Origin of the sequence: Actinomadura geliboluensis (genome assembly GCF_043197915.1) — a bacterium.
In the GTDB taxonomy this organism is placed as follows: Bacteria; Actinomycetota; Actinomycetes; order Streptosporangiales; family Streptosporangiaceae; genus Spirillospora; species Spirillospora geliboluensis.
Map to the genome: position 1 here is coordinate 343,769 of NZ_JBICUA010000004.1, position 23,508 is coordinate 367,276.

The following is a 23,508-nucleotide window of genomic DNA, read 5'->3' on the forward strand; positions in this document are numbered from 1 at the left end:
GGGATGTTGCCCGGAGTCTACCGGGATCGCCCGTACCGCTTCGCGGCCCGGTCACCGGGCCTCACCTGGGGCGTCACTCCTCGCCTTCGACCCGCATCACGCTGGTCACGGCCCGGACGATCTCAAGCCCGCGCAGGCCCTCCACCGTCGCGGTGAGGGCCGCGTCCGGTGCCCGGTGCGTCACCACGACGAGCTGGGCCTCCTCGCCCAGCCCGACCTGCCGGACGGCCTGGATCGACACCCCGTGCCTGGCGAACTCCTCCGCGACCGTGGCGAGGACACCGGCCTCGTCGGTCACGTCCACCTGGATGTAGTAGCGGGTGACGGTCTCGCCCATCGGCAGTACGGGAAGCTTCGCGTACGTCACCTCGACAGGGCCCGGTGTACCGCCGGCCACGTTCCGCGCCACCGCGACAAGGTCGCCCAGGATCGCGGACGCCGTCGGAGCACCACCGGCACCCGCGCCATAGAACATCAGCGATCCGGCGGACTCGGCCTCCACGAACACCGCGTTGTACGCCTCGCGCACACTCGCCAGCGGGTGGGACCTGGGAATCATCGCCGGATACACGCGAACGGACACACCGCGGCCGTTCCGGCCGTCCGTCGAAGGGATGCGCTCGCAGATGGCCAGGAGCTTGACGACGCAGTCCATCCCCTTGGCGCCCGCCACATCGGCGGCGCTCACCTCGGTGATGCCCTCACGATGGACGTCCGCCGCCGTCACGGGCGTGTGGAACGCCAGCTGCGCCAGGATCGCCGCCTTGGCCGCCGCGTCGAAACCCTCCACGTCGGCCGTCGGATCGGCCTCCGCGTAGCCGAGCGCCTGCGCCTCCTCCAGCGCGTCGTTGAACCCGGCGCCGTGCGTGTCCATCTGGTCGAGGATGTAGTTCGTGGTGCCGTTCACGATGCCGAGCACCCGGTGCACGTGGTCGCCGACCAGCGAGTCGCGCAGCGGCCGCAGCAGCGGGATCGCGCCCGCCACGGACGCCTCGTAGTACAGGTCGGCGCCGTACTCGCGGGCCGCCGCGAACAGCGTCGCGCCGTCCTCGGCCAGCAGCGCCTTGTTCGCCGTGATCACCGACTTGCCGGACTTCATCGCCTCCAGCATCAGCGTCCTGGCCGGCTCGATGCCGCCGATGACCTCGATGACGATGTCGACGTCGTCCCTGGTCACCAGGCCCTGGGCGTCCGTCGTCAGCAGCTCCCTGGGCACGCCCTCGCGCACCCGGTCCGGCCTGCGCACGGCGATCCCGGCGAGTTCCAGCGGCGTCCCCACGCGCGCGGCCAGATCGTCGGCCTGCTCGATCAGCAGCCGGACGACCTCCGTGCCGACCACCCCGCATCCGAGCAGCGCCACGCGCAGTCCGGGTTTCACGCTTCGACCTCCGCATCGAGCCGCAGCAGGTCCGCCGCGCTCTCCCGGCGGACGATCACGCGCGACCTGCCGTCCCTCACCGCCACGACGGCGGGCTTCGGGACGTGGTTGTAGTTGCTGGCCATCGACCGACAGTACGCACCGGTCGCCGCCACCGCCACCAGGTCCCCCGCCGCAAGATCTTCGGGGAACCACAGGTCCCGCACCACAATGTCGCCGCTCTCGCAGTGCTTGCCGACAAGCCTACTGAGCATGGGCGCCGCATCCGACGACCTGCTCGCCAGCACGCCGGTGTACTCGGCGCCGTACAGCGCGGTGCGCAGGTTGTCGCTCATGCCGCCGTCGACCGACACGTACGTGCGCAGGCCCTCGACGTCCTTCACCGTGCCGACCTCGTACACCGTGACGCCGCCCGGCCCGATGATCGCCCGTCCCGGCTCCACGGTCAGCCGCGGCATCGCCAGGCCGTACGCCCTGCACTCGCGGGCCACGATGTCCCTGAGCCCGTCCGCGATCGACTTGGGGTCGTGCGGCTCCTCGCCCGGCACGTACGCGATCCCGTAACCGCCGCCGAGGTCGAGCTCCGGAAGCTCGATCCCGTGCTCGTCCCGGATCGCGACCAGCAGCTCCGCCAGCCGGTGCGCGGCGACCTCGAACCCGTCCACCTCGAAGATCTGCGACCCGATGTGGCTGTGCAGCCCCACCAGCTCCAGCTGCTTCAGCTCCAGAACCCGCCGGACGGCCTCCAGCGCGGCCCCCGAACTGCGCGAGAACCCGAACTTCTGGTCGTCATGGGCGGTCGCGATGAACTCATGGGTGTGCGCCTCGACACCCGTGGTCACGCGCACCATCACCTTGGGGCGGACACCCATCTCCTGGGCGAGATACCCCAGCCGCGCTATCTCCTCGAACGAATCCAGCACGATCCGTCCGACGCCGGCCTCAAGGGCCTGCTCCAGCTCCCACTTGGCCTTGTTGCTTCCATGCAGGGTGATGCGCTCGGTAGGGAAGTCCGCCGCAAGGGCAACGGCGAGCTCACCCCCACTGCACACGTCGAGCCCCAGGCCCTCCTCCTTCAGCCACCGCGCGACCGCGGTACACAGGAAGGCCTTGCCCGCGTAGTGGACGTCCCCGTCATGGAACGCCGCCGCGTACTCCCTGGCCCGGCTCCGCACGTCCTCCTCGTCATAGACGTACAGAGGCGTCCCGTACTCCTTGGCCAGGTCCCGCACGTCGACACCGCCGACCGTCAGGACACCGTCCTCCCGGCGGGCGCCGCGCGGCCACACAGCGGGCTCCAGGGCGTTCAGATCCTCCGCAGGCCCGGCAGGATGGTCCTCCGGCAGCACATCGGCATGCCTCGGCCCAGCAGGGTGTACTCGACTCATATCCGCTCTCTAGGGGTCTCACCGATCATGTTCAGCCCGTTGCCGAGGACGACCTTCACCGCCCGCGCCAAACCCGCCCGTCCCTCAGGACGGCGCTCATGCACCTCGTGGTACGCCTCGGCCACTCTCTCCAAACACAACATCAGCGGCCTGGCATCCCGTTCCCGCTCCGCCTGCTCCGCCCGCCCGGGCACGTCCCCCATGGCCCACACGAGCTCGGACTCCAGCGCCCCGCCCCGAAACGGCGCGCTCTCGCCCCACCGCTCGACCCAGCAGGCCCGCGCGTAAGCAAGGCGAACCGAGAACCCCGGATTCTCAAACGTCCGGGGCCACTCGTCCCACACACCCCCCGGCACCCGCGCGGCGACCCCGTAACGAGGATCACCCAGGATCTGCTCCACCAGCTCCCCCGCCGCCAGGACGACCCGGACGAACCCACCGCGGACGACGCCCCCGACCCGCCGCGCGATCACCTCGGGATCAACACCGAGCCGCAGCGCCACCGGACTCTCGAACACCCCGCGCCCCCGCCCGAAGACCACGACGCTCTCCGGCACGGCGACATCGATCTCCCCGTCCGCCACGGCGTCCCGCACCGCCCGCACGAGGGCATCGCCTGGAGTCACCCTGGTGAGACTATCCGACCACTATTCGAGACCCAACGCTGCGCTACACCTGGGGATTTGCAGGTCGCGGACGAGCGCCACCCGCCGAATATGTCTCACTGAGATGTCACCTCGGCGCTACATAGGCCGGCCCCGACACGGCGACCTCACCGCCGGCCGGGGCCTAGGAACCGACCCCAGGAGGTCAACCCCATGGCAACGGAGCCTACCCACCCGACCGGCCTGTCGGCCGAAACCCGCGCCGTCGTCGCCGTCGTGCTGGAGGCGCTCGACATCCCGTACGCGGCGACCGTCGCCCACGCGGAGACCCGCACGAGGATCCTGGGCGAGCGGGTCCTGCACCTGGTGGTGATCCTGCGCGGCATGCTCCAGCGGGACCGCGCCGGCGACGTCTCCGGCGACCTGGAGTACCTGCGGGAGAAGCTCGCCGAGAACCCGGCCGCCGGGTACGTCACCGACGAGCAGGCGCGGGCCCGGTGCGACGCGGGCGCCGGCTGGATGGACGCCGTCCGCCTCGACTACGACGGCACAGACGACGACGAGGGCGACGTCCCTGCGCCGGACGCGGACGGCCGGGACGACAAGGACGCGCGGGCCCGGCGGACCGTCGACAACATCCTGTACCTCGCCGACCGCGGGCCCGCCGTCCAGCAGCAGGCGGACGCGAACCGCGCCGAGGGCCGGACCGGTGTCGCCGACGCGCTCGACGCCGTCGCGGACGCTCACGACCGGCTCGCCGATGCGGTCGGCCTCGACGGCGACGTGTTCGCCGCGGTCGACGCCATCGCCGTAGCGACGGCGAACGCCAAGCAGGCCATCGCCGCAGCCCGCGCCGCCGAGGGCGACACGGGCGACGCGTCGTGACGCGACAGCCGGGCGACTTCGCCGCCGCGCTGCCCATGCTTCGTGCCTACATCGCCGGACGGGCGGCCGGACGCGAGCGGCGCCCGGTCACGGCGTGCCCGTACGACCCGGACGGGTCGACGGCCGTCGAGCGCGCGCAGGCGCGTCTCTGGCTACGCGGGTACGACCGGGAGAACCCGGCGAACATCGACTACAGCGGATAGCCCGCCCGGCCTCGTCGAGGGCCCCCGTTCCGGTCACGCGCCGGCGGGGCCCTCGACGCCGTTCCCGGGCCGCGCGCACAGTTCCCGGTACGCCTCGTTCAACTCGCTCGCGGGGACGTTGCGTGCCTCCACAGCGGCGATCACCTCGGCCGCGCGCCAGTAGTTCGACGGCACCAACCGCCCGCTCGTGACCGCCTCCAACGCCGTGTGCGCGGCCTCGTCCGGCTGATCAGCGGCCAGCAGCGCAAGCGCCAGGTCGAGCCGCGCCGACGCTGCCCGCCGGGGCCGGGCCGGGCCGGTGGACGGCTGCTCCAACCGTGCCAGCACCCCCCGCGCATACGGAGCGGCGGCGGGGTCCCCGACCCATGCGAGCGTGGTCGCGGTGTAGGCGTCGCTCTTGGCCGGGTCGTACCGGTAATGGTGCTCGGGACGGTCCGGCATCGGGAGAGGCTCAACAAGCCGCTCGACGCGCGCCAGGGCATCCCGTGTTTCCGGGGCGGCGCCGACCCTGGCCCACGCGCGCCCCTCCTGCGCGGTCGCCTGGATGTACGCCGAGCTGCCGCGCGGCGCGATCTCCTGCGCGCCACGGGCGAGCGTGACCGCCTCGCCGTACTCGCCATCGGTGAGGCGCTGCCAGGCGCGGGTCTCCAGTGTCCACGCGAGGATCTCGGGATGGTCGGCGTGCTCGGCGAGCTGCGCGGCGGTGCGGAGCCGGGCGGCGGCGGCCGGGAGCTGCCCGAGGTCGATGTTGCAGGTTGCGGCGAGCAGCGACAGCCACCCTCCGACGACGATCAAGCGGCGGCGCTCGGCGAGGGTCATGCGGGCGTCCATGAGCGCCGAAACGTGGCTGAGGTGCCGCCTGACGCGCGTCAGCAACTCGCCCGGCGGGGTCTTCGGGTAGGCGGACGCCATGTCGTCCACGGTCATTTCCAGCGCGGTGAGGGTGTCGTCTCCGACGTCGCTCGCGGCGACGCGGCGCACCAGCTCCAACGCCTCGATCTCGTCATCGAACGGCACAGCGGCGACCGGGTGAAGCGGGGGCGGGGGGAGGAGCGCGGCGAGGCGCCCGCCAGCGTCGAGGATCTCATCGAAGCGGGCCGCCATCCCCGGTGACGGGGCCTTGAGATCGCGGGCGACCCGGGACACGTACCCGTCGTTGCAGGGCACGAGCGCCGCGAGCTTCCGTTGGCTGATGCCGCGCTCGGTCATGAGCCGGCGGAGTTCCTCACCGAAGGTCATCGCCTCACCCGTTTCGCCCCGGGTTGACCTGCTGTCTGGCGCTGCCTGGCCGGGGAGGCAGCAGGCAGCACCTTCCAAGCTAACGCCCGGCGGGGTCGAGTGGAGAGCGAAAGGTGTCACCAGACACGAAGACGGCCCCGGACGGTGGGCGAACACCGCTACCCGGGGCCTGACCGGAAACGAGGTCCGGCTATGGAAACCGTACCGAACCCGACGCACGCACTTGCCCCGGAAGCGCGCCCCGCCGCGCCGCCGAACAGACCCCGGCGGCCGGTGGTGGTCGAGGACACGGCCCGGATCGACGTCACCCCCATCCAGCGCGCCGAGGTCGCCGAGCTCCGCGAGCGGTACGGGGTGATGGCGTGGTTCGGGTTCCACACCCGCGAATGGTGGGCCCTCGTCGACGGCGTCCGGCTCGTCGAGGCGCCGACGCCCGCCCGGCTCGGTGAGGCGGTCATGGCGGCGCGGAGGTGGACGCCATGACCGCGCCCGTCGAGGTCCGCGGCTACCTGCTCATTGAGAAGGCCGGCGTGTGGTTCTTGGAGCAGGACGGCCGGATCGCGGCAACGATCATCGACATGGGCGGCGGGACGTGGCGGGCCCGGACGCCAGAGGGGAACGCCCGGACCTTCACCATCCCGCCCGAGGTCGAGGACCCGCCGCTGTACGTGGCCGAGCAGATCGCCTAGACCGGGGCGGCGCGACGGTCGAGGACCCGCCCAACTCCCGGCCGCGCCGCCCCTCCAAACGCCACGGCCCCGGTGCCCCCGTGACGCGCGACACGGGCCCGGGGCCGTGGCCCGCGCATTAGCGCAGCGTCGGCTATGATCGTCGGAATAACTGAACTCCGAGTAGCAACCAGGCCCGGCGCTCCAACGTTTCGCCTCACCCCCAACCCATCACGACCCGGCCGCCGTTCCGCCTGGTAAATCGGTCGTATGGAGGATCGAGGATTACCTCTCCTTCGCCCTGAGGACACGGCACGCCGAGCGACACCGCGAATAGAAAGACATTCGCCGTGGCGCTCGGCGTTCGCTTTTCTCGGGAGAAAGCGCCGTGTCTCTAACCCCGGCACAACGTTCGCTGCGCGCGTCCATCGCCGCTAACGCCCGTCTCGCCAACGAAGACCCCGTCGAGATGACCGCGCCCGCCCGCAAGGCGTTCCTCGACCGCTTCGAGAAGCAGGTCGACCCCGACGGCATCCTCGACCCCGCCGAACGCGCCCGCCGCGCCGAACACGCCCGCAAGGCCTACTTCAAGCGCCTCGCCCTCGCGTCCGCCCGCGCCCGCGCCGAACGGGCCCGCAGCAAGCGCACCCCCGCCGCCTGACCTACCCCCAAACGCGCGAACGGCCTGGTCCTCGCCCGACCAGGCCGCCGCCGACACAACCCGCACCCCTCACCCGCGACAGGAAGGAAAGAACGGATGCCACTGATGGTAGACGACCCGGCCGCGACCGGTCGCCACATCGCAACCCCTCCACCCGAACACGGCTACAGCCCGCAAGGCGTCGCCGAATTCACCCAGCTCGCCGCCGCACTCGCGGCCCGCGGATACCTCGTCGAACTCGACACGGACGCGCCGGCGTGCAACTGCATCAGCGTGTGCCCGCTGTGCGCCGCCAACGGCACGCCGGGCGAGCTCGTCATCTCCTCCGGACCGTGGGGAAGCGCCGGGGTCTACTGCGCGGCAGGGCGACACGTCCTGTACGCGATCGGCGCCGAGCTGGACGTAAGGACCAAGCTCATGGACGCAATCGACAGAGGCCGCCGCGACTTCCACCGCGTATGGAACGTCATCCGAGCCAAGAACCTCGCCCACGACCTCCCCCGACTCGACCCCGAACCCGACGGCTGGGGAGACATGGCCGTACGCGCTCAGTGCCCGACCTGTCTGGGAGAGGGCGACACCGAACACCGTCTTGAGGTGTTCGTGGAAGCCTGCGAGCCCGCACGCTCGAAGCGGCAGTTCGGCCAACTCCGCGTCATCTGCTTCGCCGGGGGACACGACCCGCTCCCCGCCCTGGGCATCGTCACCGAACGATCCCTACAGGAGACGCATGGCGCGATCGATTGGGACGCCGAGGAGGCCCCCGCAACGTGGCTGATCGAGCCTCTCGTCGAGCGCGGCCAGTTCGCCAGCATCTACGGGCCCGCAGGCATCGGAAAGAGCCTGCTCGCCCAAGACCACGCGTTCCGCCTCGCCGCGGGCGGCGCCCGCGTGCTCTACCTCGACCACGAGAACCCCGTCCCCGAGGTCAAGAAGCGCCGCCGCGACATGGGTCACCACGGGCCCAACCCGGCCGGCTTGGAGTACCTCAGCTTCCCGCCCGTGACCGCCCTCGACACCCCCGAAGGCGCCGCCAAGCTCCACGCCCTCGCCAACAACCTCCGGCCGGACGTGATCGTCCTCGACACCTGGTCCAAGTTCCTCGCCGGCGACGAGGCATCCCCATCGACGCACACGGAGGCGTACAACCTCGCGATCGTGCCGCTACGCCGCAAGGGCGTGACCGTCATCGCGATCGACCACGCGGGCAAGGAGCTCGGGCGCGGCCCTCGTGGCGGATCGAGCAAGGTCGACAACGTCGACGTGCTGTGGCTCCTCACCGTCAAGAGCAACGGCCGCCTACGGCTGGAGCGCAAGAAGTCCCGCACAGGCCGCGGCCCCGACCTCGTCGAGCTGACCCGCCGTACCAACCCGCTACGGCACGAGCACGCCGAGCCGAAGCCGACCGACGTCCTCACCCCGGACGTCCGGGCGTGCGTCGCCAAGCTCGACGAGTGCGACGTCCCGCCCGGATGGGGACGGGACCGCGCCGCCGAGGTCCTCCGCGCGAACGCCTACAAGGTCCGTAACGAGGTCCTCGCCGCCGCCCTCAAGGTCCGGCGAGAACGCGGCAACGTCGCCGCCGACACCGTCGACCTGTCCGGGACAGGTCGGGGACAGGTTTCCGACCAATGACCGCCACCTGTCCGGGACAGGTCACCGCGCCGACCCGTGTTCCCGCACGTCACGGCGTTGCCAACCTGTCCCGGACAGGTTGGGGACAGGTCGGGGACAGCACCCCAGGGCAACCGCGGCGACCTGTCCCCGTCCCCCTCTCTATAGAGGGGGACAGGACGGACGACGAGCCCTCGCCCCCGGACAGCAGACGAGCCGCGACCGCGCTCGGTCGCGGCTCCGCGCGCACAGGCACAGCCATGCCTACGCGCGTACGCGTGAGAGGAGACCAGACCCGATGACCGACACCACCACCCCGCCGGCCACCGTCGACGAGAACGGCGTACCGCTGCAACGGAAGGGCCGCCGCTGCGGGTGGGAGGGCAAGGACCGGTACGACTTCGGCGCGACCCGCCTACGGACCGCGCTCACCGACCTTGCCCGCGACGAGGACCCGGCCGCCCGCGTGACCGGCATGCGGATCTCCGACGAGGTCGCGGACCTGCTCCACGACTTCGCGACCCGCGCCAGCAACGCCACGTCGAAGGCGCGCCGCGCGAAGGCCACGGCCGAACAGCTGGGCAAGAAGCTCGACCAGCTCATGCAGAACCCCAGGAAAGGAACACGATGACCGCCGAGACCACCACCGCGCCCCCTGCCGAGACAGCGGACACCCCCACCGCCGCCCCTGAACCGGCCGCTGAGCCCACCACCGACACCACCCCGGACACCGGGCCCGACCAGACGCCGAAGGCCGACCAGGTCGACGACAGCGCAGCCAAGCGCGACGCCGACGACAAGGCCGGCGGCAAGGCGAACCGGGAGGCCGCCCGCTACCGCACCCAGCTCCGGGAGACACAGGCCGAACGCGACACGCTCCGCACCCAACTCACCGCCATGCGCCGCGCCGAGGTCCTCCGCATCGCGAGCAACGATCTCAGCAACGGGGAGGACCTGTTCGTCTTCCGCGGGGACGACATCGCCGACTACCTCGACGACGACGGCACCGTCAACGCAGAGAAGGTCAAGGCCGCGGCCGCCGAGGTGGTCAAGGAGCGCGGCTACCTCCGAGCTATCCCGCCCACCAGCGGCGCCCCCATGGGCGGATCGCCCCTCCCCAAGCACCACCCCGACATGGGCGACATCTTCCGCCGGTAGACCCGCCGTCCGGGCGCCCCGCTATCCTCAAGGGCAGGGTCGCACCCGGCGGCCCCTACTCCGTGGGTAGGGGCACCGCCTACTGACCCGGAACCGCGCCCCGTGGGCGCCCGGACGCCCGGCCCGTGGCCGACGCCGGAACGACATCACCACCCGTTCCGAACGTGACCATGGGAGACCCCTGTCATGACTTGGCTGACCACCACTGGCACCGCCGGTGGATCCTTCGCCCCCACCGAAGCCGCCGCCTACTTCTTCGACCGCCTCGCAGCCATGTCGGTAGGGCTGAACTCCGGGTTCCGGCGGATCGACACCAGCGCCGCGCGGCTCGCCGTTCCCCGCGTCCTGGCCGACGCCGTCGCGAACTGGACCGCCGAGGGCGCCGAGATCACCCCGACGGACCCGAACGCCGACACCGTCACCGCGGTCCCGCGCAAGCTGGCCGCGCTGGTGTACGCCTCCAACGAGCTCGTTGCCGACTCCAACCCGGACGCCCAGAGCGTGCTGTCGACCAACCTCGCCCGCTCCGTCGCGCTCAAGCTCGACAAGGCGTTTTACGAGGGCTCTGGCACCGCACCGGAGATCCGCGGACTCAAGAACCAATCGGGCATCCAGACGATCGACATGGGCGCGAACGGGGCCGCCCTGACCAACCTCGACCCGTTCGCCGACGCGCTGGGGATGCTCGCCGAGAAGAACGCCGAGGGCACCGCGATCGTGATGCACCCGCGCAACTGGCGCGCCATCACGAAGATCAAGGAGGCGACCGGTAGCAACAAGCCGGTCATCACCGATGGGGCCGGCTCCCCGACCGAGGGTCCGCGCCGCAGCATCTACGGCGTCCCCGTCCACCTCACGTCGCAGCTCGCGACCGACGAGACCCACGGCACCGCCACCACGGCGAACAGCGTCTACGTCTACCAGGCGGACCAGGTGTGCGCGGTGATCCGCAACGACGCCGATATCCAGGTGGACACCTCGGCCGCGTTCTCCTCCGACCGCACCGCCGTCCGCGTCACGCTGCGCGCCGACCTCGTCGTGCCCAACCCGGACGCGGTCGTCCGCATCGAGGGTGTGATCCCGGCGTGAGCACCATCCGCGTGCGGGTCGCCGAGGGCCGCCAGGTCGTGCCCATCGAGGGCGGCCCGGTGCGGCGGGCTGGGGCCGAGATCGAGCTCGAGCCTGTTCTTGCCCGCAAGTGGATCTCGTGGGGATGGGTCGTGCCCGTCGACGGCGGCCAGGCCCCGCCCGCCCCGGACGGGCCGGCCGTCCGGCACCACCGGGCGAACGTCCGGGCCCGGATCCGCGACGAGCTCAAGACCGATCACGACCGGTCGGACCGAACGGTCGCGAACGTCGTGGGCTGCGACCATAAGACGGTCGGTGCCGTCCGCACGGCCATGCAGGGCAGTGGGGAACTTCCCCAGCCGTCCGACACGTAGAGCCTCCTCCTGGGGATGTTGCGGCCCCGGTGCGGTTCGCCCCTGCCAGGGCCGCACTGGGGCCGCGACGTATCGGCCTACAGGTCGCCGAGGTTGAGCCGCCGCGCCTCTTCGGCCGCCCGCTTCTCCGAGGTCGCTTTGGAGTAGCGCTCGATCATCGCCCGGTTGGACCACCCGGCCACGGCCATGAGTCCGGTCTCGGAGCCGCCGGCGCCGAGCCATCGGCCGGACCCGGTGTGCCGCAGGATGTGGGGGTGGAAGTCCTCGATCCCCGCGGCCCTGGCACGGCCCAGGAGCGCCTTACGGGCGCCGGGGTAGCCGAGAGTCTTGTTCCGGTCTCCGAGCCACAGAGCGCCCGTCTCAGCGAGCTTGTGACCCCGCCGCGCGCGTAGGTACCGGTCGAGGGCGCGGCCGGTCTGCGGACCGAACGGGACGCGGCGGCCCTTGCCGCCCTTGCCGCGCCGCACGACGGCGAGACCGGCCTTCAAGTCGACGTCGTCAACGCCCATGGCGATGACCTCACCGATACGGGAGAGGGTCTCCAGCATGAAGCGGACCATGGCCTCGTCGCGGCGGTCGACGAACTCTCGCCCCTGGCACGCCTTGATGAGCGCGCGGACCTGGTCCTCGTCGAGCTCCGGCACGACTTTGGTGTCCAGCTTGGGCGGCTTCAAGTGGGCGATGAGGTCGGCGTCGATCTCGCCCTCCTCGGCGAGCCACGCCGAGAACCGCCGGACGGCGAGTTGCCGGGATCGCGCGGTCGTGCCCTCGGCGCCCTGGTCGAGCAGGGCCGCCGTGAAGGCGTTGACGGTGGAGGGGTCGAGCTGGGGCTCAGCGCGGTCGGTGTCGCCGGCCCAGCGCAGGAACGCGCGCATGCCGTCGGCGTAGGTGGTGATGGTGCGGTCGCTCTTGCGTTCGGCGCGTAGCGCCAACAGCCAAGAGTCCATGAGGACGGTGAGGTCGTCTCGGGTCATGCCTGATATCTTGACTTTGAGCGCTGCGCTTGGCAAGCTTGCGCCAGCGAACGGCAAAATCCGCAGGTAGACGGCAGGTTTCGCGCCGGTGGTCAGTCAAACAATCCGACCACTATCTGGACACCGCAGCGAGTTTCCGCACCGTCTGGATCAGCTGGTTCGGGTCGAACGGCTTGGTCACGTACGCGTCGACACCGATCTCGTGCCCCCGCCGCACATCGTGCTCCTGCGCCCGCGCAGTGATCATCACGACCCGGATGTGCGCGGTCCCGGGGTCCTCCCGCAGCTTCACCGCGGTCACCCACCCGTCCAGCCGCGGCATCATCACGTCCAGCGTGATCACGTCCGGCCGGACCTCGCCCACCTTCTCCAGGCAGTCCTGACCGTCCACCGCGGTCGACACCTCGAACCCCTCCAGTTGCAGGTTCACGGCGATGAGCTGGCGGATCACCTCGTCATCGTCGACGACCAGCACGCGTCCCAGTGGCTCGGTCACGGCTCGAAGTTAGCCCACTCCTCCCCCGCACGCACGGCGAAATCCCACGTGCACGCCACCCCGCCAACCCTGGTAGCCTTCTACCGCGCCACCAACGGCGCAGGGCCCCCTTAGCTCAGGGGATAGAGCAACGGCCTCCGGAGCCGTGTGCGCAGGTTCGAATCCTGCAGGGGGCACCTCAGATGATCTCGAAAAACCCCGGTTGACCAGGCACTTAGCCAGGCACTGGGGTTTGTTGCGTATGCGGCCATGTGCCAGCGAAGGCCGCCGATCGGCACGGTCTCCGGAACAACGCGGAACGCGGTTGAGGTCATCTGCCAGAGGTCGCCCCCAGCAATGAGCCCCGGTACGGAACCGGGGCCCAGGTTAGCGGCGTAGCGCCGCCTCCATCCGTTCGAACCACAAGCCGTCTTCACCGTCGAGGCAGTGCGCGTAGATCCGTTGCAGGACCTCCACACTGTGACCGGCCCACTCGGCGACCTGGGTAGCCAGTACGCCCGAGTTGAGCCGCCAGGAGACCCCCGCGTGCCGGAAGTCGTACGGCTTGCGCGCCAGCGCAGTCTTGGCCTGTGCCGCCGTGCCTCCGCGAGTTCGGTTACCGCGCGCCACGTCTAGGACCCGCCACAGCGTGGAGGGTTGATAGACGCCGTCCTTGTAGGTGCGGAACAGCCGGCCGTCCGGCCCGGCGCCGTACTCGTCCAGGTGCGCGCCGAGCAACTCGACCAGTTCCGGCGGGATCGGGACGGGACGAACCGTGTCGACCGGTCGCCCCTTGAGCCCGCGTGTCTCATGAACGTCGCCATCGTCCGTCCACTGCTTACCGGCCGCCGACTTCACCTCGCGGACCTCCAGCAGGCCCCAGCCGGACGCGGGCAAGGTGCAGTCATCATTACGGACGTTGACCGCTTCAGACGGCCGGAGCATCCCGTAGTACATGCAGCCGAAGACGGCGACGAGGCGAGGCCCCTGCGTCTTGCCGACGTTGCGGACAGCCTCCAGGAGCGCGCCGACTTGCTTCGGGTTGGGGACGCGCCGCCGGTCGACCGCGTGGACCACTTCGGGCGGTTTCCAGTCGCGATCGCTGGCCCCGTCGAGGGGATTTGCCGAAAGCTGGTTCTCGCGGACGGCGTACTTGAGCGCCCCGTAGAAGCCGCGCGCCGGCGACGCCGGTAGTACTCCGGCTTTGAAGGCTTGCCGTTCAGGTTGGTCGCGCAGGCGTCCAGCGCTTTTGTGATCAGCCGGGATTGCTCCAGCGCCGACACCGGAACGGACGCCTTTGCCATCCAGCGCAGCGCCGCCGCGATCTCCTCCGGCTTTTCGGTGTCGCGACGAGGAGGGTTGAACGCCCAGTTACGCAGCGCCCGCCGCATCACCGCCGGGTCGGGCATGCCGCGCGTGTTCTTAACCAGGACGGGGGTCACCGCGGTGAGGCCCTCCACGAGCGAGACTCGCCCCTTGGCCGCAAGCTTCGGCCACTTCTCGTCCATGTACGCGCAGGCCAGCGTGTACCACGTGACTGCCGAAACCTCGCGCGCCATGGAGTCGGGAAGGCCGGAGTCAAGAGGCGGCCCCGCGCCAGGCCGCCCGGAGCGTGCGGCGTGGGCGCCGGTCACCGGACGGCCGCGCCGGACCGCGCATCGCGCCACGTCCGCCGGCCCCGCCCCCAACGGCCGCCACGGGGTCGCGCCGCTGCTCTCAGTCTCCCAAGAACCAGAGCTGGCGGTGGCCGCGTGCCTCCGCGATCCCACACAGGCGCTTGAGGTCGTCTCGGATCTCCGGGACCAGGCGGCTGTGCGCTGGTAGCGCATCCAGCTCTTCGATCAGTGCCGCCGCCTGCGAATGATTGAACATCGTGTCGGCATAGGGCAGCAAATGCCGGAGCATCGGGATGCGGCTCACATCCACGTCATCGAGCCAGAAGATGTCTATCCCATGACTGCCCCGCGCTATGACCTTCCCGAACTCCTGGACCTGGTAGTCGATCATGGCTCATCTTGGCGTAGACGCGGACTGTTTCTCGCGGACGACGTAATTCAGCGCACCGTAGAAGCCGCGTCAGCGTATGAACGGCGTCCTGGACGGCCAGCCGGGCTACGGCAACTGCTTGCGCATTAGCGTGCACACCGCCTCGTACCTGAGGGTGGTTCCGTCCGGACCATCCACGTCCCACGACTCGGTTGCGCTCCCATAGGCGACGTAGCCGAGCCGCTCATACAACGCGCGGGCCCGCGGGTTAGTCTCCTCTACGCCGAGTTCGGCGCGGTCCAGGCCGCGGGAACGGATTCGCTGCTCGGCAGCCTGAATAAGGATGGTGCCGATCCCGCACGACCGCAGCGCCTCATGAACGGCCAACTGCCAGAGGGTTCCCGCACCGGCCGTCTTCGCGTAGTCGACTCCGCCGACCGCTACCGGAAGACCGGACGGCGGGCAGACGGCGAGATAGTCCACCTCGCCACGTGCGGCCCGGTCCAGGGCCTTGGCCATGCTCACCAGGTGGGTGGCCGACCCGGACCAAGAGCATGAGGGAAGATCGTCATGCGTCAGGTCGCGGACGGTCAGCGAGACCGTGATGTCGGCCATGAGCACTACCTCTCAATCTTCGGTGACCCAGCGCGGGCCCGGCTGAACGCTAACGCTGGGCGTCCTCAGGGCACGATCAAGGGCGTTCATGGCCGCCGGCGCCCAGGCCCGGGGGGCGGTCTGGGCGCCGGCGGGTTCGCGCGTTGGGCGGGGGGCTAGGCGCGGAACGTGACGTGGGCGGAGAGTCGGTTGCCCGAGAGCAGGAGCGTTCCGACACCGCCGGTGGTGGTCACCGACCAGGACTGCTTGCCGGACGGGTTCTTCACCCAGCCCTCGACCGCGCAGGTCTTGGTGTCCTTGCAGACCTTCTTGGAGACCGACGGCCGCCCCCAGTTGATGCCCGAGTAGACGTCGATCACCGCGACCCTCTTGTTGCACTCGATCTTGCCGTAGTGCCAGACGCGGCCGCCGGAGGTGCCGGCGCTGGCGTACGTCCGGCACTTCAGCCTCGTGTTGGCGAAGTGGCTGCTCCAGGGGCCGTAGTCGGACTTCTTGACCACCTTCGCGGCGGACTGCTGCGAGAGGGACTGCCCCGGAAGCGACCCGCCCGGGAGGGACTGCGTGCCGGTGCCGGCGACGGGGGACGCGGGCTTGGCCGGTTCGGACGTGAGGCCGGCGACCACCGCGCCGCCGGCCAGGGTGAGTCCCAGTGCGCCCGTCGCGACCAGGGCGTTCGTCTTCTTCATCGCTGAAGCCTTTCTGAAGGATCGGGGCCTTTCTTTGCCGGCCGCCGTTGGCTTCAGTGAAGGTAGCGAGGTGAAACGGTCTGGAGTCAGGGCCCTAGGGCTTCTTTATTCTGATCGGGGGACCCTACGCAAGGGCGCAGCTGTTTACCCGTGAGGGATGTAGAGGAATTGTGAGTGAAGGCTTGGACGTGGCGCTATGCGGGCGCCACGGTCTGGATGAAGTTGTATCCCCAGACCGCCGACTTCGAGCATGCGGTGTGGACCGCCTGGACGGTGCCCGAATGCGAGGAGTCGATCCCCACGCACATTTCCTTCTCGCGGGTCTCGCCCGGCCGCAGTTCAAAGAGGGGCACGGGTTGCGAGGTGCCGTCGCCGGGCTTGCCGGAACTGGGCGGTTCGGCCGCCTGCAGGGCGAACCTCTGCCACTTGCTGGCCTTGTCGCACGCCTTCAGGTGGAGGCGTGCGCCGTCGCTGGGGGCGTCCAGCGTGAGGCACCAGAGCTGCTCTTTGACCGTGTAGGCCTTGATCACGTAGATGCCGCCGGAATCGGGTTCCAGCCAGAACCGCTGCAGCGCGTCCTCCTCGTCGCACTGATCCTGGGAAAGGGTCGGTGCGAACTGGTCGTCGGGGAAGATCGCCAGGCAGTCGCCGACCGACGTGGCCGTTTCCGGCTGGACCGCGTACCAGCCCGTGCCCGGCGGGGCCGCGGTCGGCCGTTTCCCGCCGTGCCCGCCGTCGGCCTTGCCGGAGTCGTCGCCCGACCCGGTCAGCATGGCCACCGCGATGACCGCGACGGTGACGAACGCCGGGGCGGCCGCCAGCGGGGACAGCGAACGGCGCGTCCGCTTATGGCGGCGCTTTCCTCCCGGCTTCCGGTGGCGGGGGCGCGTTCGCTTTTCCGGTTCTTCCGGTGGCGCCTCCTGCGAGGGAGGCGGGGTGAAGGCGGCCTCCGGGGAAGACGCCGGTGCCGTCCCGCTGATCCTCGCGTACGCGCGCATCCAATCGGCCTGCACTTCGGGCACGCATCCGCAAGCGCTGATGAATGCCGACACAACTTCCCGTCGCGGAAGCTTGCTTCCGCCGAGCATTCCGGCCAGACCTTCCGGAAGGAGCACGGGCGCGGAGCCCATCCTGGCTTCGAGTTCCGCGAGGCTGAGTCCCGACCAGCGCTGAAGCGCGCGCATCAAGGCGATGAACCCGGCGGCGTCACGGACGCCGTCAGGCTGCGGGACCGCCCTGCGGCCTGGCACTTTTGCCCCTTCTTGCGTTGAAATACTGTTGGTCGTGGGCATCGTAGCGACCTCCATTGGAGATGTGGCTAGTGTTCCCTTTGCAAACGCCTGCGCTTCCGGTTCCGGGCCGACGGTACGAACTCGCGGAGGGCCGCCGATGTCCGATCTCGCCAAGCACGCTCCCGGGTCGCTGCGCGGATCCGCCGAATCCCGCATCGGCACGGCGTTCGTGCTGCTCATCCAGGTGCGGGTGCTGGTCGTCGGGGTGACGGTGCTCATCGACCGGCAGGTCCGGGGCGACTTCTGGGCGCTGGGCGTGCTGGCGGGGGTGGCGCTGCTCTCCGGGCTGATGCTGCTCGGCTGGGAGCAGGTGGTCTCCCGGCTGTACGCGCAGCCGGCCCTGCTGGCCTGCGATGTCCTCGTGGGCTACGCGGTGCTGGAGGCCGGCGGCATCCTCGGCCCGTACTTCCTGGTCACGGTGATCGCGGCCGGCCTGGCCGGGCTGCTGTACCGGTGGCCGACGACGGTGGCGCTGTGCCTCCAGCAGGCCGTGCTGTACTACGTGGCGCTCTTCCAGGGCGACGGGACGGACGGCATCCGGCACAGCACGACGCTCCCGCTGCTGCTCGCGATGCCCGCCTTCTACGGGATCGGCGCCCTGGTCGGCGCCGTGATCCGGCGGCTGTTCGACGAGCAGGCCGCGGCGGAGGAGGCGCTCTGGCGCTCGGAGGCGCTGGCCATGGCCGCCGAGGAGCGCTCCCGGCTCGCCCGGGAGATGCATGATTCGCTGAGCGGCACCCTGTCCGGGATCGCGCTGGCGGCGAGCAGCCTCCCCGCCTTCGTGCGCAGGTCTCCGGAGCGGGCGGAGAAGGAGGCCCAGCGCATCGCCACCGCCGCGCAGATCGCCACCCGGCAGGCGCGCTCGCTCATCTCCGAGCTGCGGTCCGGCACCGTGCAGCGCCCGCTGCACGTCGTGGCCGCCGAGCTCGCGGCGGAGTGGGGCCGGGCGACGGGGCTGCGGGTGGTCACGCGCATCCAGGAGGGCGCCGACCTGCCGCTGCATCCCCGGCACGAGACCGTGGCGATCATCTCGGAGGCGCTGGAGAACGTCCGCCGGCACGCCGATGCCTCGGTCGTGGAGCTCACCGTGTCCGGCGGGCCGGACGGCGTCCGGGCGGTGGTGCGCGACGACGGCCGCGGCATGCCCGGACGCCCCGGCAGGGCGGGCTGGCTGGACGAGCTCGCCGGCGGCGGACACTACGGCCTCCTCGGCATGCACGAGCGGGCCCGGCGCGGCGGAGGGGAGCTCATCGTCGACTCGGTCCCGGGCGGCGGCACGAGCATCACCGTCCGGTTCCCCGCCGGGCCGGCCGACGGCGGGGCGGCATGGGACGGGACGGCGGGGAGGACCCCGGCCGCGAGCGGGAAGGCGCCGATGGAGGGAAGCGAATGAACGCGGGTGTGCGGTGCCGGGTGCTGGTGGTGGACGACAACCCGTTCATCCGCTCCGGGCTCACGCTGGCGCTGGACGCGTCCGGCGAGATCGAGGTCGTGGGCGAGGCGGGGGACGGCCGCGAGGCCGTGGAGCTGGCGCGCGAGCTGGCCCCGGACGTGATCCTGCTGGACGTCCGGATGCCGCACGTCGACGGGATCTCCGCCTCGGCCGCGCTGAGCGCGATCAGCCGGGTCATCATGCTCACCCAGGTCGAGGACCCCGAGGTGGTGCTGGCGGCCGTCCGGAACGGGGCGGTGGGCTACCTGGTGCACAACACCTTCACCCCGGAGGAGCTGGCCGCGGCGGTGCTGGACACCGCGAGGCATCGGGCCCACCCCCTTTCCCAGGCGGCGTCGGCCGCACTGATCGACGCCGCGCGGACCGACCCGGGGGCCGCGCCCGCGGCGGCCGACCCGGCCGAGCAGCGCCGGCGGTTCGGGCTTTCCGAACGCGAGGCCGAGGTCATGGATCTGATCACCCAGGGACATCCGAACTCGGTGATCGCCGCCAAGCTATTTCTCACCGAGAAGACCGTCAAGAATTACATCAACCGGCTTTACGCCAAGCTCGGCGCACCCAACCGCTCCACGGCCATCGTGACCTGGCTCGGAATGCCGCCGCGGGACTGACCTGCGGCGCGTTATTGAGGTCCCCCCGTCCCGCCGCTAGGGCCGTAGGGCCCTAGGGCCCCGTGGCGCGGCCGAGTAGGTTTCGGACGAATTAGTGGAGTGCGGAACGGCTGAATCGGCTGTCGGCACAATTCGTCCGGTGCGGAGGTTGAACCGTGTCCTTCTCATTCCGTAGACGCGCCGTCGTCGTGACGGTCACGGCGGTGACGGTCGGGGTCTCGGCGTTCGCCGCCCTGCACGAGAGCTCCGCCGACATCGGCCGCACGGGCGCGGCGGCCGAGTTCCACCCGGTTCCCGCCGGGGGGCCGGGTCCCTCCAAGGCCCCCCGGAGCGCTCGGGAGACCCCCCGCGCCGCCGCGGAGGCCGACCGCACCGCCGAAAAGACCGGCGGCGCGGCGACGGCGGCGCAGCGGTACGGCTGGGGGCGTCCGCTGGCGCACGACGAGTTCAACGGCCGCCTCGACCGGGAGGCGTGGGAGCTGTACGACGGCGAGGGGCACGCCGGCAAGGGGCGGCGCAGCCCCGAGGCGGTCACCGTGCAGAACGGGGCGCTGCTGATCACCGGCACGCCGGACGGGACGACCGGCGGGCTCGGCTGGCGCAACGGCGACCGCAAGTACGGCCGCTGGGAGGCGCGGCTGCGGATGAACCGCGCGTGCGCCTGCTACAACGCGAACGTGCTGATGTGGCCCGTCAACGGCGGCGGCGGCACCGCGCCGGAGGGCGGCGGCGGCGAGATCGACTACATGGAGACCTACGGGGACGACGGGCTCCGGAAGGGCGCCAACTTCTTCCTCCACTTCGACCAGCGGAAGGGGTCGGAGCAGAAGGGCCGGGAGGGCAACTCGGGCCGTCTGGACGGCCGGGCCGACGTCGACCTCACCGAGTGGCACACGTTCGCGCTCGAGTGGACCCCCAAGGAGATCAACGGGTATGTGGACGGGCGCCGCCACTTCCACACCACCAGGCAGGACGTGCAGCCCCCGCGCGCGATGGGCCAGGCGATCCAGCTCGACTGGATGCCCGAGCTGAAGAAGCTGACCGCGCCCGGCATCGACACCGGCCGCAACGCGACACTCGAGATCGACTGGATCCGCATGTACGACGCCTGATCCCGGCGCCCCCGGGGCGGGGGGACGCGGCGAAGGCCGGCGGGCGGGCACGGTCTTCCGGGCACGGGGTCTCCGGGAGGCCGGCCCGCCGGGGCGTCAGCGGACGATCTGCCACATCCCCTCGCCGTCGCGGCGCAGGACGAACTCGGGCTGGAGCGCCGACTCCGTCAGGTGGCCGTCCGTCCAGCGCAGCCCGGAGAAGGGCAGCACCGCCTCGTCGCGCTTGGTGATCTTGCCGCCGGTGGCCAGGACCCGGCGCAGCGCGAGCCGTTCCCGGGGCCGCAGCAGGTGGGGGGTGTCCTTCACGCCTTTGCGGCAGTCGCCTCTCAGCGCGGGGCCGTTCAAGAAGTCGCTGTCCTTGGCCACGTACCGGCACACGGACGTGTCGCCCGCCGCCTGCCCCCGCAGGAACGCCTGGAGCGCGGCGCGGGCGCCGCGGATGCCGGGCTCGGCGCCGGGATCGGTCTCGGGCGGCTCGGTCGTCTCCGCCGGGCTCGGCGGCGCGGGCCGCGTCGCGGCCGGGGTGGCGTCGGCCTCGCCGTCGTCCGATCCGCCGCCGCATGCCGCGGCGCCCAGCATCGCGGTCGCGATGAGAAGAAGGCCGCGGACGGCCGCTTTCCGATGTGTCATCGAATGCTCCCTGAACCCGGGATCCGCCGGGTGATCATACTCTGACATATCGCAATTAGGCCATGGCGTCCAGAATGGTTTGCTGATCATCTGCGATGGCCGCGCCGCACATCTTCTTGTTTGAAGACTCTTCGTCGGTACCAGGCGTCGAAGACCAGCCGCAGAGGACGTCGAAGGCCAGACCGGAGAGGGCCGCTGTGGTCCATGAGGCGTCCGGCTTCAGTGCGCGGGTGAGCGCGCCCCACGGGGGCCCCGCCCGGGGCGTCGTCAATCGACCCACCGGTGGGTGTGGTCGGGGTGGGTTGGCGGATGACCTTGTCCGCTGTACGGACAGGTGTACGATCCTGGAAACGCGGCAGGGCGATGACTGGTCTCAGCCGGAGAGCAGGGCTCCCACCCCACGCCGGCGACGGGAGGGATGGAATCCCCATGGCCGATCACGAGGTTCCGGTTCTCATCGCGGGAGGCAGCCTTGTCGGGCTGACCACCTCGCTGCTGCTGGCGGCGCGCGGCGTGCCGCACATGCTGGTCGAGCAGCACCGGGGGACGGCGATCCACCCCAGGGCGGCCTCGTTCCACCAGGGAACGATGGAGGTCTTCCGCAGCGTCGGCATGCAGGAGGCCGTCGATGACGCGGCCGAGCGGGAGTTCGTTCAGAACGGGGCGATCATCGCCGTCGAGAGTCTGAGCGGTAAGGAGCTGCAGTACTTCTACCGGTCGTACAACGACGGAGTCGAGGGGCTCAGTCCGACCTCGCGGCTGTTCATCACCCAGATCGGGCTGGAGCCGCTGCTGCGGGACCGGGCGCGGGAGCTGGGGGCCGAGCACTGCTTCGGTACTGAGCTTGTCGGCTTCGAGCAAGATGATGAGGGCGTCACGTCCGTCATACGGTCACGTGACCGTGGAACGGAACGAACCGTTCGGTCGGAGTATCTCGTCGCGGCCGATGGTGCGCACAGTGCCGTGCGAGAGCGGCTGGGGATCGACATGGTGGGGCGTGGCGGGTTCGCCGACTGCGTCACCATCTACTTCAAGGCCGACGTCCGGGAGATGCTCGGGGAGCGCAACCTGAGCGTGGTGTACGTCAACCACCCTGAACTGCTGGGGTTCTTCCGGTTTGCAATTGGCGGTGACTCCGGGTTTCTCGCCGTCTTCGCCACTTTCGGACCGGACGGCTCCCGGGACAGCGATGTCGGAGAACACGTGGATGCCGCCCGGTGCGCGGATCTTGTGCGGACGGCGCTCGGCGCCGGGGCCGAGTTCCCCGTCGAGATCGACAATGTGCAGAGGTGGAGTGCGGCGGCCGCCGCGGCCGAGCGGTTCCGGGATCGGCGGGTCCTGCTCGTCGGGGACGCCGCGCACGTCATGCCGCCGACGGGCGGGTTCGGCGGCAATACAGGGATCGCCGACGCGCACAATCTCGCTTGGAAGTTGGCCATGGTGCATGGAGGGGCGGCTGGAGAGCGGCTCCTGGACACCTATGACGCCGAGCGCAGGCCGGTCTGTCAGTTGACCGTCGAGCAGGCGTACACCCGGTACGTGCTGAGGGTGGATTCCTCCCTTCCGAAGGACGATTTGGCGGAGACGCTCGATGATGCGTCCATCGAGTTGGGCGCGGTTTACCGGTCGGAGGGGGTCGTCGAGCCTGCTGCGGAGGGGGCGCCGCTGGAGGATCCTCGGGTTCCGACGGGACGGGCCGGTACGCGGGCGCCGCATCTGTCGCTCGAACGGGACGGGGTCGCTGTCTCGACGCTCGATCTTTTCGGGGGCGGGTTCGTCCTGCTCGCGGGGGCGGAGGGCCGGGAGTGGTGTGATGCCGCCGCTTCGGTGGCCGCGGCTTGGGGTGTCCCGCTGGAGGCCCATTGCGTTGCCGCTACTGGTCCGCTCGTCGACAAGGAAGGGCGGTTCGCGGACGTCTACGGGGTCGGGTCGCGTGGGGCAGTGCTGGTGAGACCCGACCGTGTGATCGGCTGGCGGACGGACGGGCCGGACGACGATCCCCGCAGCACGATCGAGGACGTCATGGGCAGGCTTCTGTTCCGCTGAGGTCGTCCGCAGAGAGGCCGGCGGTTGTGGGGCGCTTAGGATGCGGGCATGTCGACCGCTGACCCCTCGCATGCCGGGCCACGCACTGGCAGCGCCCGGACCGTGTCCTGGGTGGTGGTCGGCATGACCTCGTGGTGGCTCGCCTTTCCCCTGGCCATCGCGATTGGCCTAGCCCTGGTCGACGAAGCTTCGGGCAATGTCGTCGGAAGGTCGGCCGCTGTGGTGCTGCTCTGGGCCGGGCTCGGAGGTGCCGCGCTCGCGCCGGTCGCCGGTCTCGTTGCGGCGGTGGTCGGACGGCGGCGCAAGGCGGGCGTCTACTTCGTCGGCATGGGCGCGGTGACTGTCTGTTGCGTCCTGTTCATTCTCTACGCGCTTTCCCAGGCGTGA

The 23,508-nt window shown here is 70.7% G+C and carries 27 protein-coding genes and 1 tRNA gene; 16 read left to right on the plus strand and 12 right to left on the minus strand.

Annotation, left to right across the window (positions count from 1 at the left end; genetic code table 11):
• Positions 1-73: 73 nt before the first annotated feature.
• The 3 genes from ACGFI1_RS15985 to ACGFI1_RS15995 are packed head-to-tail and all read right to left on the minus strand — an operon-like array spanning position 74 to position 3,392.
• Entirely contained in the window at positions 74-1,378 is a 1,305-nt protein-coding gene (locus ACGFI1_RS15985; protein WP_240807426.1) for a homoserine dehydrogenase, read from the minus strand.
• Positions 1,375-2,766, minus strand: a complete 1,392-nt coding sequence (gene lysA, locus ACGFI1_RS15990) for a diaminopimelate decarboxylase (protein ID WP_301176232.1) — start codon at positions 2,764-2,766, stop codon at positions 1,375-1,377. The genes ACGFI1_RS15985 and lysA overlap by 4 nt, the downstream gene beginning before the upstream one ends.
• Positions 2,763-3,392, minus strand: coding sequence for a hypothetical protein (locus ACGFI1_RS15995; protein ID WP_392785915.1), 630 nt, complete (start codon positions 3,390-3,392; stop codon positions 2,763-2,765). The genes lysA and ACGFI1_RS15995 overlap by 4 nt, the downstream gene beginning before the upstream one ends.
• A gap of 192 nt (positions 3,393-3,584) precedes the next feature.
• Here ACGFI1_RS15995 and ACGFI1_RS16000 point away from each other — a divergent pair, with 192 nt between their 5' ends.
• Positions 3,585-4,256, plus strand: coding sequence for a hypothetical protein (locus ACGFI1_RS16000; protein ID WP_392785916.1), 672 nt, complete (start codon positions 3,585-3,587; stop codon positions 4,254-4,256).
• Positions 4,253-4,459: an Rmf/CrpP fold protein gene (locus ACGFI1_RS16005; RefSeq protein ID WP_392785918.1), complete on the plus strand. Its 207-nt coding sequence runs from the start codon at positions 4,253-4,255 to the stop codon at positions 4,457-4,459. The genes ACGFI1_RS16000 and ACGFI1_RS16005 overlap by 4 nt, the downstream gene beginning before the upstream one ends.
• A gap of 33 nt (positions 4,460-4,492) precedes the next feature.
• On the opposite strand, the gene ACGFI1_RS16010 is transcribed toward ACGFI1_RS16005, so the two are convergent.
• Positions 4,493-5,698, minus strand: a complete 1,206-nt coding sequence (locus ACGFI1_RS16010) for a helix-turn-helix domain-containing protein (protein ID WP_392785919.1) — start codon at positions 5,696-5,698, stop codon at positions 4,493-4,495.
• Between the two features lie 192 nt (positions 5,699-5,890).
• Between ACGFI1_RS16010 and ACGFI1_RS16015 the strand changes: the two genes are divergently transcribed.
• The 8 genes from ACGFI1_RS16015 to ACGFI1_RS16050 all read left to right on the plus strand — a co-directional run bounded on the left by ACGFI1_RS16015 (position 5,891) and on the right by ACGFI1_RS16050 (position 11,241).
• Positions 5,891-6,181: a hypothetical protein gene (locus ACGFI1_RS16015; protein ID WP_392785921.1), complete on the plus strand. Its 291-nt coding sequence runs from the start codon at positions 5,891-5,893 to the stop codon at positions 6,179-6,181.
• The gene (locus ACGFI1_RS16020; RefSeq protein WP_392785923.1) at positions 6,178-6,387 is read left to right on the plus strand and encodes a hypothetical protein; all 210 of its coding nucleotides are present in this window, start codon (positions 6,178-6,180) and stop codon (positions 6,385-6,387) included. Before ACGFI1_RS16015 ends, ACGFI1_RS16020 begins: the two co-directional genes overlap by 4 nt.
• Positions 6,388-6,754: 367 nt before the next feature.
• Entirely contained in the window at positions 6,755-7,027 is a 273-nt protein-coding gene (locus tag ACGFI1_RS16025) for a hypothetical protein (protein WP_392785925.1), read from the plus strand.
• A 96-nt stretch (positions 7,028-7,123) separates the two neighbouring features.
• On the plus strand, positions 7,124-8,662 hold the full coding sequence (locus ACGFI1_RS16030; protein WP_392785926.1) for an AAA family ATPase: 1,539 nt from the start codon (positions 7,124-7,126) through the stop codon (positions 8,660-8,662).
• Between the two features lie 277 nt (positions 8,663-8,939).
• Positions 8,940-9,272: a hypothetical protein gene (locus ACGFI1_RS16035; protein WP_392785928.1), complete on the plus strand. Its 333-nt coding sequence runs from the start codon at positions 8,940-8,942 to the stop codon at positions 9,270-9,272.
• Positions 9,269-9,799, plus strand: a complete 531-nt coding sequence (locus tag ACGFI1_RS16040) for a hypothetical protein (protein ID WP_392785930.1) — start codon at positions 9,269-9,271, stop codon at positions 9,797-9,799. The genes ACGFI1_RS16035 and ACGFI1_RS16040 overlap by 4 nt, the downstream gene beginning before the upstream one ends.
• A gap of 186 nt (positions 9,800-9,985) precedes the next feature.
• Positions 9,986-10,888 (plus strand): phage major capsid protein, encoded by a 903-nt coding sequence (locus ACGFI1_RS16045; RefSeq protein ID WP_392785931.1) that lies wholly within the window; start codon positions 9,986-9,988, stop codon positions 10,886-10,888.
• A complete protein-coding gene (locus ACGFI1_RS16050; RefSeq protein ID WP_392785933.1) occupies positions 10,885-11,241 on the plus strand; it encodes a hypothetical protein in 357 nt (118 codons plus the stop codon). The genes ACGFI1_RS16045 and ACGFI1_RS16050 overlap by 4 nt, the downstream gene beginning before the upstream one ends.
• A gap of 77 nt (positions 11,242-11,318) precedes the next feature.
• Here ACGFI1_RS16050 and ACGFI1_RS16055 read toward each other — a convergent pair whose 3' ends face one another.
• Entirely contained in the window at positions 11,319-12,215 is an 897-nt protein-coding gene (locus tag ACGFI1_RS16055; RefSeq protein WP_392785935.1) for a tyrosine-type recombinase/integrase, read from the minus strand.
• A gap of 112 nt (positions 12,216-12,327) precedes the next feature.
• On the minus strand, positions 12,328-12,690 hold the full coding sequence (locus tag ACGFI1_RS16060) for a response regulator transcription factor (RefSeq protein ID WP_138635947.1): 363 nt from the start codon (positions 12,688-12,690) through the stop codon (positions 12,328-12,330).
• A gap of 125 nt (positions 12,691-12,815) precedes the next feature.
• Between ACGFI1_RS16060 and ACGFI1_RS16065 the strand changes: the two genes are divergently transcribed.
• Positions 12,816-12,887: transfer RNA gene (locus ACGFI1_RS16065), tRNA-Arg, on the plus strand.
• Positions 12,888-13,077: 190 nt separating this feature from the next.
• On the opposite strand, the gene ACGFI1_RS16070 is transcribed toward ACGFI1_RS16065, so the two are convergent.
• The 5 genes from ACGFI1_RS16070 to ACGFI1_RS16090 form a co-directional block, all read right to left on the minus strand.
• Positions 13,078-13,767 carry a tyrosine-type recombinase/integrase gene (locus ACGFI1_RS16070; RefSeq protein WP_392785937.1) on the minus strand — a complete coding sequence of 230 codons (690 nt, stop codon included), beginning with the start codon at positions 13,765-13,767 and terminating at the stop codon, positions 13,078-13,080.
• Between the two features lie 639 nt (positions 13,768-14,406).
• Positions 14,407-14,697: a hypothetical protein gene (locus tag ACGFI1_RS16075; protein WP_392785939.1), complete on the minus strand. Its 291-nt coding sequence runs from the start codon at positions 14,695-14,697 to the stop codon at positions 14,407-14,409.
• Between the two features lie 105 nt (positions 14,698-14,802).
• Positions 14,803-15,291 carry a GNAT family N-acetyltransferase gene (locus ACGFI1_RS16080; RefSeq protein WP_392785941.1) on the minus strand — a complete coding sequence of 163 codons (489 nt, stop codon included), beginning with the start codon at positions 15,289-15,291 and terminating at the stop codon, positions 14,803-14,805.
• Between the two features lie 155 nt (positions 15,292-15,446).
• Positions 15,447-15,977 (minus strand): hypothetical protein, encoded by a 531-nt coding sequence (locus ACGFI1_RS16085; RefSeq protein WP_392785942.1) that lies wholly within the window; start codon positions 15,975-15,977, stop codon positions 15,447-15,449.
• A 194-nt stretch (positions 15,978-16,171) separates the two neighbouring features.
• Positions 16,172-17,269, minus strand: coding sequence for a hypothetical protein (locus ACGFI1_RS16090; protein ID WP_392785943.1), 1,098 nt, complete (start codon positions 17,267-17,269; stop codon positions 16,172-16,174).
• Positions 17,270-17,366: 97 nt separating this feature from the next.
• On the opposite strand from ACGFI1_RS16090, the gene ACGFI1_RS16095 reads away from it, so the two are divergent.
• The 3 genes from ACGFI1_RS16095 (at position 17,367) to ACGFI1_RS16105 (ending at position 20,445) form a co-directional block, all read left to right on the plus strand.
• A complete protein-coding gene (locus tag ACGFI1_RS16095; RefSeq protein WP_392785945.1) occupies positions 17,367-18,662 on the plus strand; it encodes a sensor histidine kinase in 1,296 nt (431 codons plus the stop codon).
• Complete coding sequence (locus tag ACGFI1_RS16100) at positions 18,659-19,333, plus strand: response regulator (protein WP_386874669.1); 675 nt, start codon at positions 18,659-18,661, stop codon at positions 19,331-19,333. The genes ACGFI1_RS16095 and ACGFI1_RS16100 overlap by 4 nt, the downstream gene beginning before the upstream one ends.
• 155 nt (positions 19,334-19,488) lie before the next feature.
• On the plus strand, positions 19,489-20,445 hold the full coding sequence (locus ACGFI1_RS16105; RefSeq protein WP_392785947.1) for a glycoside hydrolase family 16 protein: 957 nt from the start codon (positions 19,489-19,491) through the stop codon (positions 20,443-20,445).
• A gap of 96 nt (positions 20,446-20,541) precedes the next feature.
• Here ACGFI1_RS16105 and ACGFI1_RS16110 read toward each other — a convergent pair whose 3' ends face one another.
• Positions 20,542-21,075, minus strand: coding sequence for a hypothetical protein (locus ACGFI1_RS16110; RefSeq protein WP_392785949.1), 534 nt, complete (start codon positions 21,073-21,075; stop codon positions 20,542-20,544).
• Between the two features lie 429 nt (positions 21,076-21,504).
• On the opposite strand from ACGFI1_RS16110, the gene ACGFI1_RS16115 reads away from it, so the two are divergent.
• The gene (locus ACGFI1_RS16115; RefSeq protein ID WP_392785951.1) at positions 21,505-23,121 is read left to right on the plus strand and encodes an FAD-dependent monooxygenase; all 1,617 of its coding nucleotides are present in this window, start codon (positions 21,505-21,507) and stop codon (positions 23,119-23,121) included.
• A 48-nt stretch (positions 23,122-23,169) separates the two neighbouring features.
• A complete protein-coding gene (locus ACGFI1_RS16120; protein WP_392785953.1) occupies positions 23,170-23,508 on the plus strand; it encodes a hypothetical protein in 339 nt (112 codons plus the stop codon).